A 9,964-nucleotide genomic window follows, 5' to 3' on the forward strand; every position below is an offset into this window, starting at 1 on the left:
GGTTCATTCCAAAATGATGATGGCACCTTCGTCGATGCACTTCTGAAGTGAATCCCGAATGAGGTCGAGGGCTTTGTCGAGTTCCGCCTGCGTCTCAATGGGCCGATTAAAGAACCCCGAAACACGAACCTTTCGGATCGGGGCTTTCTTGTCGTTGCCAATCGAAAGTTCCTGCAACTTGACCAACACAGACGACTTCAACCCATCGACGGCAGCGAGATCCGACTCCATTTCGGTCAGACTGGCCTTACCGAGCGACTTTCCTTCCTGCACCGCCTCTTTGTCTTCCGTGGTGCCGACTCGCCCTTGAAGCGGAGTCAGCAATGACAATGCCATACCGGGGTTGTTGGCTTCCAGTGGTGTCCATTCCGTTCGGTTCTGGATTTCACCAATGGCTGATTCGTATGACTTCGCACGACGGTCAAAGAGATCGCAGTAAGCGGTCTTGTACGCACCCAGCACCGTCTTGGTGTGATCGGTAATGGTATCCCACGAGTCGATAAAGTCTTCGGACGCCAAGAAAGATTGCAATTCTTCAACCGTGGTGCTGAGTTCCGGCGAAGGGTTGTGGGCAGAAAGGCGGTGCCACACTTGTTCGGTTGCTTGGCGAGCCTGTCGCAATATCCCGATGGCTTCAGAGTCCAGTGACTCACGCAGGTTGCGAACCTTGTCTCTGGTCTCTCCAAAGTCCTCCCCGTTTTCGGTGAGAATACGAACGCAGTCATCCGATGCAGACGCCTGTATGCCCGTCAGCGTTTGCTGGTACTCGGACAACATGGACAGAACTGGGAGGCGGTGCGCTTCAGCCGTGGCCTTTAACTGGTAAAGTTTTTCCAGTTCATCCGCTGCTACCTTTTTGAACGCCGTGGCGATGGCTCCCTCTTCAACGTCAACTTCTTCACCGATCAGGTCTTCGAGTTGCTGTACTGCTTGCGTGAGCGTCTTGAGACCAACTGACTGCCGAGGCGAAAACAATGACGACCGGAAAGCCGGGTTATTGGTGAATGGTGTGCGTGAGGCCGGGTCTTGGTAATTGTGGAAGCGATTACCTTGATGAGTGACTTCGATTTCGCCCGCACGGAACAGCGTGGCAAGAATCAACCTCAGCATGTCACGTTCCCAGCCATAGGGAGTGCCGCCGAAGCGTTTCTCCAACGCCTTGCCCATGCGACTGTCTTTGTTGCCATAACTGTGTTCGCTCTTCAGGTAGTCCAGCACTTCCTTGGCGACATCGGCGTTGGTGTTGATGACGAGTTTTGCCCCGTCCTTAACCACCACCGCAAGTCCCTGTTCGCTTTCATAGAAGACCTTTGGGAGCGCCTTGAGGTCGGCAGCTTTGAGAATGTGATCGGCTTCATCGCCCTTGAGTGGGCGAGAACCCATTTGTAGCTTCGGGTACAAGTCTGGCACGACCTGACTGAAGAGCTTCTTGAGGATTTCACTCAACCCCTTGCCCAAGGCCGACGCATCCTTCTGAACGCCCCGGAACATCCCGGTACCACGTTCCATTGCCTCCGTCAGCTTGTCACGCAGACGAGTTTCGAAACCGTTCTTGGAGTTCTTTTCATCTTGAAGGCAGGACGCTTCATCCTGTGTAATCTTTTGCTGAGCGCTGAGTTGGTTGTACTTGTCCACCATCTTGCGTGAGGCGTGCAATTGGCCGACCAGTTCATCAATTTCGGGTGTCAGGCAAAACAGCCAATACAGATCAGACTGGTGTGAGTTCTGTTGGCTCTCGGTGCGAATTTCCTCAATCCGTTTGGTGAGTTCGTCGGCATCCTCGGACACGCACAGAGTTAGTGGCAATTCACCTTCATCACCAATACTCGTACCATCCATGCTGATGCCGATGCGGAACGAGCGATTTTGGTAGCGGTAAGTTTTGAACTCCGGTTCGTCGAAGATTTGCTGGAGGGCAGTGCGTGCCAGTTCATTGCGATCACGGGGCTTCGGTTCCAGATAACCCCTGCGTTCTGTCTCCCAGTTCTTCTCTTGGGCGGTCTGAAGCTTCCAGCCTTCCTCGGTGTTGCGAATGAACTGAGCGGTATTCAGTCGCTTCACCGCTGCTTGAACTTCGCTGAGCGGTGTGGCCTTGCCGACTTCATCAACCAATACAGCGGCGAGGTTGGCTTCGGTGCGGGGCAGGTCACGAATGAATTCCAGCAGGCAGATGGCCTTGGCGACCTTCAATGCCCAACCTTGGTCTTCAGGATCGCTGTTGAATCGTTCTGCAATCTGGTGGATGTCGGTGCGTTTTTCGTTCGATAAGTTGCCTTCGACCAACTCGAATACCTTGTCCAGCGTCACCAATGCTCCAATTGGCTTTTGGGCGAACGCTGTTCGATCCGACACCAACATCTCGTAAGCCTGCTTGATGATCGTTCGATTGCTGCCACCGTAATGCCGTGGCGCACCGGGTTGCAGTCGAATGCCGGACATGATCCCAATGCAGAGATCAATGTAATGCGGCGGATACGGATAGAAGCTCACAAAGTCTTCTTCATTGATGTCAGTGCGTCGGGTTGTGCGTTCCAACCGCAGAGCAGCGTTCAACTTCCCTTGATTGTCAGTGAAGAGTTTCTTCAGCGGCTTCTCGGCATCTCCTGTCTTGGCCAAAACACGCTTGGTGGCAACTTCTCGAATGTCAGATGGTGCAAGGTCAACACGGTAGTGAAATCGATCCTGCAATTTGGCCAAGTCAATTCGCTTGGAGTCGATGGCAGCCACGACTTCATCGAGCTTCTCTTGCGAGGTGACGACTATCCAGCAGGGAGCCGAAATCTTGCGAGCCTTGAGTAAGTTCTTGCTGACCTTGCCGAATTCTTCGATGGTGGCTCGCAGGTCTTCGATTTTGTCGCCGCTGCGAGCCACGTGCTGGCCCACTTCGTCGATGATGAAGACAAGTGCCTTGCCCGGACGCCTTCTACCCCACAGTTCAAAGGTTCGCTCGACAACCTTGCGAACCGTGATCGTTGCTTCTTGGTTCCGAAACGACTTGGCCCATGAGTCAGCCGAGGGATAAGTCGTCGGTTCCAGTTCATGGAGAATTGCACTTGCCCGGTTGATCTTGTGGCTTCCGGTGCGTGTCTGTCGCCATGCCTTTCCATCTTTTTCAGCAAGCTGAATGAACTGCTCCAACCGTCCTTCAGCTTCCAGAGTGATTTCCAACTCAGCGATGTCAAAGTCTTCTGCGTAGTCCAACTCTCGCAGCAGGACCGTGTACATCAACTCGGCAATACGCTGCGTAACCTTCCGAGTGTCCGCCTCTTTTGCCACTTCAAATAGAATGACCTCGGTGGGAGTCTTGGCATTGATGAGATCGAGCAAATCGCTGATGCGATCATCTTCCAATTGTTGCTTGAATAGATCGGCAAACTGGCTGCCGAGAACTGTTCGGTTTTGCAAAGCGTAGCCGAGGTTCTTGGCGAACGAGCTTTTGCCCGACCCGAAGAATCCCGATACCCACACCCCGACACTTTCGTGAGGATCAGCGGGAGCCTCAGCGATGGCTTTGAGAAGATGGTGGTACTGCTCACGGATACTATCAGTGCCGATGTATTCAGTTATTTCCGCATGGACGGATTGCTCGTCCGCCTGATCGACCTGAATGATCTCTTCGATCTTGCGGCTGAGGTCTCGTGTCAGCAGTTCGCCAATTGTCGTCATGTTGGATACCTTTGCCTCAGCCGTAAATTTTGACTCGGTAGTTGCCTAACGCATCCCGGTCTTTCAGGTCCATGAAACGCAATCCAGTCGTGCCTTCGATAGAGCCGGGATAAAGCAAAATCGTGGGCAACTTGGTTTTGCCGTGCATTTTGTCTAGCAACATCGACATGTGGAAAATGCCCGGCGACATTGCTGCCACACGAGTCAGGAAAACCACCGAGTTTTCCGGGTTGAAAGATGAAAGTCGTTCTGCGAGCAAATCCCACAGCGGCACCCATACCTTGCTCGACAAGTAAGTGGTCACCTGCTGCTGAGCTTCTACATAACCCCGGTCCTTTTCTAAAGCGATGATGGCATCCAAGCCTTCTTCATCGTCCTTAGCATGAACCTGCTCCAGCGCAGACCAGAGCAGTTCGGACATCGGGATGATGTGGACCTCTTTTCCAACTGCTTCGAGTCGAGTGGCGAGTAGCTTGATCTCACGGCGAAGTTCCCATTCATCGGTCGGATCATACCGCATGATTGCGAAGGGGAGGTCTTGGTAGACGCCAATCTGCATCGGAATCGACTTCAGGTGGCTCTCCAAAGGAGCGATGCTATCTTTGAGCGAGGACATTCGCATACTCCTGTAGAGTTTCGGCGGGGAATGTCAGCCGGGTCACGCTTCCAGCAACGTGGTACTCCAACAATTCAAGCTGGTGCGCTTCAAACAGGAATCGCTCCACTCCTTCACTCGACAAAAAGAATAGTTTCCAGTCCGGTAATTGGAGCAGCTTCACTCCAGATGGCTGATGCAGCTTGAGGTAGAACACGATATAGGCAAACGCTTCGATAGGCAGAAAAGCAGGAGCGATCTTTTTGTTGGTAGCGCCCTGAAGCACACCAAAATCCCGCAGTGCTGCGAGCAGGCTTCGTGAAACTCGATTGATTGTGATTTCCGACCAATGCCCCGTCATTTTTCCTTCATCAACCCACTTGGTCAAGGATCGTTGAAATTCATTTGGGTTTATATCAACAAGCCCTTGTTCTAACATTGGGATTAGGATTTTAGTGACGCTATCATGAAGCAACTTGTCGGCCCGAGCGGAGTGAAAATACAGCAACCGTTCCAGAGCCGCTGACGGAAACTTTCTTCGAACGAGCGTAACCAATGCCTTGTTCACTGGTTCTTCGGTGAGGTAGCGTTGCTGAAATATGCGGAGTATATCTTTGACCCGTGAGCGAGATGCCTTACCGAAGATGTTCTCACGCTGAATACGATCAATGTTTTCAGTTACAGTAGAGGTGGCATCCCAGTGGGAAAGCAGCGTTTTAGTGTCCCCTATCAACGCACCGGCTTTCAGGATTTTGGATGTGTATGAAGCCGTAGTATGGAGCCGTTTTTCCTTGTTCGGTTTCGTTTTGATAGCCATGCTCAATCCCTGCAACGTCATCACCATTAGTAATGAATATCCCTGCTATTTGTATCTTCCACTTTTCCGACTTCACCAAGTCTGCTTCATTTTTTGTGCGATTTCTTACTCGCCGTCTCCACCTGCTTTAACAAAGCATCTAGGTCTTCTCGCTTGAAGAGTCGGTAATCGTTCACCGGATGGCGAATAGCTACAACTTTTTCAGCATTGACCCAATTGCGAAGTGTGTTCGGCGATACGCCCAAATAGTCAGCAGCCTCGGAAATTCGGAGGAAATTCGATAGTTTGTCCACTTCGACGCTCCCCGATTCCAAAATCAGACCAGACTTTCCCAACCTTACCAACTATTGCTATACTTGCCAACTATCACAGGCATTTTAGAGAGGCGTTTTTCTTGGGATGAAAATGTGGTTAGAGTGCTTTTTCTACACGGCTGGCACAGCATCGTCGGTGGCGTCAAGCCAACCCACCTGAAACAAGCTGGTTACGAGGTGTTGAACCCAGCACTCGACGATGACGATTTTGAACAAGCCGTTCGAACTGCCCAAGCTGAATACGATCAGAACGAACCAGATGTGATAGTCGGTTCTTCTCGTGTGGACTGATGCCAATCCACTGCCTCCGTGGGGGTACAGAGCCAGAAAGAGAAGACCAAATAACACACCAGCTACAAAGTTTTGGTTGAATACCTCATCCAATGTAAGGCACAACCAAAACTGTGAATACTTCAAGAAAACCAAGCGTGGTCGGTCATGCGGACCGAATGATGGAAAAGCCTGTGGCAAATGTGGTGGGTAATTCGATGTCAGGAAGAATGGATACCTGAGTCATCAGCCGAAGCGAGGCGTAAATCACAATGGTAAATGTATCAGTAGTTACTGAAGAGTCGCCCTTTCGATGTGGTCGATGATCCAATCGGGGGCGAAAGTTTCGAGATCGCAGAGTATTTCGGAGATTTCTTAAGCCATTTCTACCGTTTAACGGACTAATGGCGGCTGAGCAGCAAGGTTGTCCTCGGAAAGGAAACGTACGACTGCGACAGGGGCGTCTACCTTTAATTCACAGAGCTTCCGTTGAGAGAATGAGCTTCACCCGATTTGAAAGGGCATCGAGGGCCAGCAGATGGATGATCTCGCTGACCGTTGTGCAGCAGTCGGGAAGAACAGTGATGGCATACTTCTCTGCGGACTTCGAAATGGCCGTGTGAGTTACACAGTTATGAGTCATCATGCCGCACACAAGCAGTTCGGTGACGTCGAGTTTGTTGAGTACCTCTTCCAATGTCGTTCCCTGAAAACTGTCGGCATTCTGCTTCACGATGATGGGTGCATCTGGAGCAGCGGCGAGGATACGAGAATTGATTTCGACTCCGGGCGTCTCCTCGCCAAAGAAGGGGGCCTGTTCCTGCTTGACGACGTGCTGAATGTAGATGATAGGGATGTCATTGTCCTTCGCCCTCCTGACCGCTTTCTCGACGTTCTCCGAGACGGTCTCGGCGTTCCACAGAGGGAACTTTCCATCAGCAAGTAGTCATTCTGAACGTCGATGACTAGCAATGCTTTATTCATGGTTGTCCTGTCACTTTGTTTTTGGATTCAGGTAGATTACTACATTGTTGCTTTCACGACCGGCAACCAGAAAATCTTTGTCTCCGTCACCATCAAGGTCGGCCACTCGAATATCATAAGCTTCCTGATTCATGCCTACGACATGTCGAGAAAAACGTCCTGATCCGTCATTCTCGTACCATACACAGATTTTACTTCCGTATGCACAAGTCACGGCATCCAAGTCGCCATCACCGTCGATGTCTTCCACTTGCAGGCAGTGAGGCTCCTTAATCTCAGCATCAATGGTGTGAATCTTCCAATCAGGCGATTCAAACCAGATCACCCCGCTCCCATGCCCACGAGTTGCCAGAAAATCTACCTTGCCATCTCCATTGATGTCACCCGGCAGGATATTCGTTGCTCCTAAATGGTTTCCCGGCAAGTCGTGCTTGGTCCACTCCTGTGTGGGGTCGGTTGGTGACTCCCACCATGCGAACCATTGACCTGTTCCTTTCTCAACGATTGTTGGTCCTCCCTTGGCCCCTGTCACAACATCGGGGCGGCCATCGCCGTTGAAGTCGCCCAGACCCAAGTAGTGAGAAATCCCCGGAGCATTACGATCAGCAAGAATATGGCGTTGCCATGCCTGATCGGATTGGACCTTAGCAGGAGGAGAAAGCCATACCAGAGAATTGGGAAACCTGCCCTTTGGCTGGTCGCTTGTCGCCAGCAAGTCCATGCGTCCGTCTTTGTCAACATCGCCGTGAATGACACTGTGAACGCCGTTCAACTGATTTTCGATCACCCGGCGTTTCCAAGGCTCCTCCAGTGGTCGCTCAGGCTGTTCATACCACACGATCACACCGGGGTTGAAACAGGCGGCGATGTAATCCGCATCCCCGTCGCCATCAAGGTCGCACACATCGCTGGTGATATAGCTGTTGTTGCCGCCGAGATTGAGGTGTTTGTCATCAATGATGATTTGCTTCTTCCAGTCGGGACCGACAAACAGCCGAGTGACACCTTTTCCGGCATCGGCGATGATGTCGGGAATACCGTCTTTGGTGAAGTCGGCTGTGACGGCGGTGTAGCATATCCCACCTTCCCAAATCACCTTTTTGGTCCACGCATTTTTCGTCGCCGGTTCTTCCGGCCAAGCAGCGGGAACGTGAACTGCAAACACCAACATCAAGACAAGCCACCATTTGTGTGTCACTGAATATTCTCCAGAAGTAAAGTTAATGTTCGTATTCATTTTATAACCTCAGATATTTTGTTAATACCATAACGCTTAAGTGAGCGAACGGCAGCACTACGAATTTCAAGTAATTCCGCAATTGATTTCGTATCCCAACCTTGTAGGTATAAACCAAGGACAACCCGTTGTTGTAAAGGTAGCTTTATAATAGCTTCACCTAGTTCTTTTCCCCATTTATTGTGATCATCTTGCGGTCTGTCATAAACGTTCAATTTTTCATGAAAGTGAAGATCTGGATTTACTAACGATTCAGACTTTTTGCTCTTTCGTATTAAATCAATACAGCGGTGCATAACTACTTTTCGAGACCATTTAGAAAAATGAGTAATATCTCGAAAGTAGTTTTCATTACTATCAAACCTTGTTAAAGCTTTTGCAATTGTCTCTTGAAGAGCATCTTCAATGTCGTGTGGCTGAAGTGTTCCAAATTTCGTCTTCATTTGAGTCATTAGTTTGGGGGCGAGTTCATACCACCATTTTTCTATGTCTTGTATGTCCACTGAAAAACCAACGATTCCTATACCAGCTTACTTGTCACACCATAAATAACGTAGAAGTGTAATTTTTGTGCAATATATTCTGTAATTTTATTTGGAGAAAAATTTCCAAAAAAGCAAGTTCACTCATTAAATGATACGTAAAGTTATCACATAAAAATACTTGTGTAAAATTTACTGGGACGAGAGAGCCTAGGATAAAGAAATAAATAGGCACGAATAATGTCCGTATGTACATTTTTCAAGGTGAGTAGATATGACTTTACAGGTGAAATAAGTGCTCTTTCGATGGTTATTTGAAATGCTTCAATCCACATGCAGAATACAATTCAGACTGACACTATACCGTTCCCCCCAGTCGCTTCCCCAACTCAGTCATCTTGGAACGCAGTTCTTCCAGCTCAGATGAGTCCAGCAACTCATCCAGAGAATCTTCGATCTCATAAATTAGTTCTTCGGATCTCTGTCACGATTCCTGATCCATTTATGATTTTCCTTATGTCCAGACCTGTGAACCGAGCGAAATATGTAAAGTCTCAATAGTGTGAAAATCCGGGTAGGCGAAACTCTACGATTCTAGGTCGGCCCTGTCTCATTACTTGTCATGTGTATTTTGTAATCTACAGTTTACAAATTCTGACACCCGCAAGCCATCTGTTCAAAACAGAAATACAAAATGCGGAGAAATTCAGATGGCAAAAGTGTCAGCGATTTATATGAGGGTATCAACCAAGGACCAGAAGCACGCCAGTCAGTTACCAGATCTGGAACGTTGGTGCGAGACACATGGTGGCAAAGTGATCTGGTTCAAAGACACCTTTTCGGGGAGGACCATGAGCCGTCCCGGAATGGATCAGCTACTGGAATCACTTCGCATGGGGAAGTTAGATCGTATTGTAGTCTGGCGTCTTGATCGACTAGGTCGAAACACCAAAGGGCTCTGCCAACTCTTCGACGAGCTCCGGGACCGTCGTGTTGATCTTGTCAGTCTCAAAGATGGTTTCTCCTTGGAGTCTCCTGCTAGTCGACTTCATGCACGCATCCTTGCCTCAGTCGCTGAGTACGAAACGGAGATCCGTGCTGAACGAGTGGCGGCAGGACAGGCTGTTGCTCGCAAAAACGGCAAGCGATGGGGCGGAAGTGAAAAAGGATGACGGTGGAAAGTAACTGACGATCAAGTCAAAACTATCCATGAAATGAAGCATGCTGGCAAAGCCATTACAAAGATCGCTCGTGTGACTGGCCTTTCAAGACCAACGATCTGTCGAGTCCTGCGGGAAGTCCAGCCACTTTAGTAGTGTGGCTTGACGGATGGGAAGGGGCACTTGTGTTGCAAAAAAAGAATAGCCGAATTGTTGGATAGTTTATGTTGAAAAGTTACCCCCATAGGGGGCTCAAAATGGACTAAGCCCCCTATGGTTTATATATAACCTGCTCGTGACGAGGAATCGTCTATGCAAAGTTGGTTGCAAAAATTGGATTTTCTGGCGGGATGCTCATGGTGAAATTATCTTGAAAAGTTTTTGAGAAGGGCGAGGTTATAAATAGCGGCAATTGGAATAGCCTCTTTTAAACGATAGG

The 9,964-nt window shown here is 49.5% G+C and carries 8 protein-coding genes and 2 pseudogenes; 3 read left to right on the plus strand and 7 right to left on the minus strand.

Translation table 11 applies throughout. The annotated features are described in order from the left end of the window. Positions 1–3: 3 nt before the first annotated feature. The 4 genes from brxC to HG66A1_RS30075 form a co-directional block, all read right to left on the minus strand. Positions 4–3,666, minus strand: coding sequence for a BREX system P-loop protein BrxC (gene brxC / locus HG66A1_RS30060; RefSeq protein WP_145192991.1), 3,663 nt, complete (start codon positions 3,664–3,666; stop codon positions 4–6). A 16-nt stretch (positions 3,667–3,682) separates the two neighbouring features. Further along, positions 3,683–4,282 (minus strand): BREX protein BrxB domain-containing protein, encoded by a 600-nt coding sequence (locus HG66A1_RS30065; RefSeq protein WP_197996876.1) that lies wholly within the window; start codon positions 4,280–4,282, stop codon positions 3,683–3,685. After that, positions 4,263–5,078: a BrxA family protein gene (locus tag HG66A1_RS30070; RefSeq protein WP_197996877.1), complete on the minus strand. Its 816-nt coding sequence runs from the start codon at positions 5,076–5,078 to the stop codon at positions 4,263–4,265. Before HG66A1_RS30070 ends, HG66A1_RS30065 begins: the two co-directional genes overlap by 20 nt. Positions 5,079–5,164: 86 nt before the next feature. Then, complete coding sequence (locus HG66A1_RS30075; protein WP_145192996.1) at positions 5,165–5,371, minus strand: helix-turn-helix domain-containing protein; 207 nt, start codon at positions 5,369–5,371, stop codon at positions 5,165–5,167. A gap of 63 nt (positions 5,372–5,434) precedes the next feature. On the opposite strand from HG66A1_RS30075, the gene HG66A1_RS30080 reads away from it, so the two are divergent. Next, positions 5,435–5,683 carry a hypothetical protein gene (locus HG66A1_RS30080; RefSeq protein WP_197996878.1) on the plus strand — a complete coding sequence of 83 codons (249 nt, stop codon included), beginning with the start codon at positions 5,435–5,437 and terminating at the stop codon, positions 5,681–5,683. 454 nt (positions 5,684–6,137) lie between these two features. On the opposite strand, the pseudogene HG66A1_RS30085 reads toward HG66A1_RS30080, so the two are convergent. From HG66A1_RS30085 to HG66A1_RS30095, 3 genes and pseudogenes are all read right to left on the minus strand, one after another. After that, positions 6,138–6,646: pseudogene (locus HG66A1_RS30085) on the minus strand (cysteine hydrolase family protein). Positions 6,647–6,656: 10 nt separating this feature from the next. Then, positions 6,657–7,883 carry an FG-GAP repeat domain-containing protein gene (locus HG66A1_RS30090; RefSeq protein WP_145192998.1) on the minus strand — a complete coding sequence of 409 codons (1,227 nt, stop codon included), beginning with the start codon at positions 7,881–7,883 and terminating at the stop codon, positions 6,657–6,659. After that, positions 7,880–8,386, minus strand: coding sequence for an RNA polymerase sigma factor (locus tag HG66A1_RS30095; protein WP_145193001.1), 507 nt, complete (start codon positions 8,384–8,386; stop codon positions 7,880–7,882). The genes HG66A1_RS30090 and HG66A1_RS30095 overlap by 4 nt, the downstream gene beginning before the upstream one ends. A gap of 713 nt (positions 8,387–9,099) precedes the next feature. On the opposite strand from HG66A1_RS30095, the gene HG66A1_RS30100 reads away from it, so the two are divergent. Continuing rightward, entirely contained in the window at positions 9,100–9,537 is a 438-nt protein-coding gene (locus HG66A1_RS30100) for a recombinase family protein (RefSeq protein ID WP_197996879.1), read from the plus strand. Positions 9,538–9,555: 18 nt separating this feature from the next. Beyond that, positions 9,556–9,678, plus strand: a pseudogene (locus HG66A1_RS32955) (helix-turn-helix domain-containing protein); the annotation flags it as partial. Positions 9,679–9,964 lie beyond the last annotated feature (286 nt).

The organism is Gimesia chilikensis, from assembly GCF_007744075.1.
GTDB lineage: Bacteria > Planctomycetota > Planctomycetia > Planctomycetales > Planctomycetaceae > Gimesia > Gimesia chilikensis_A.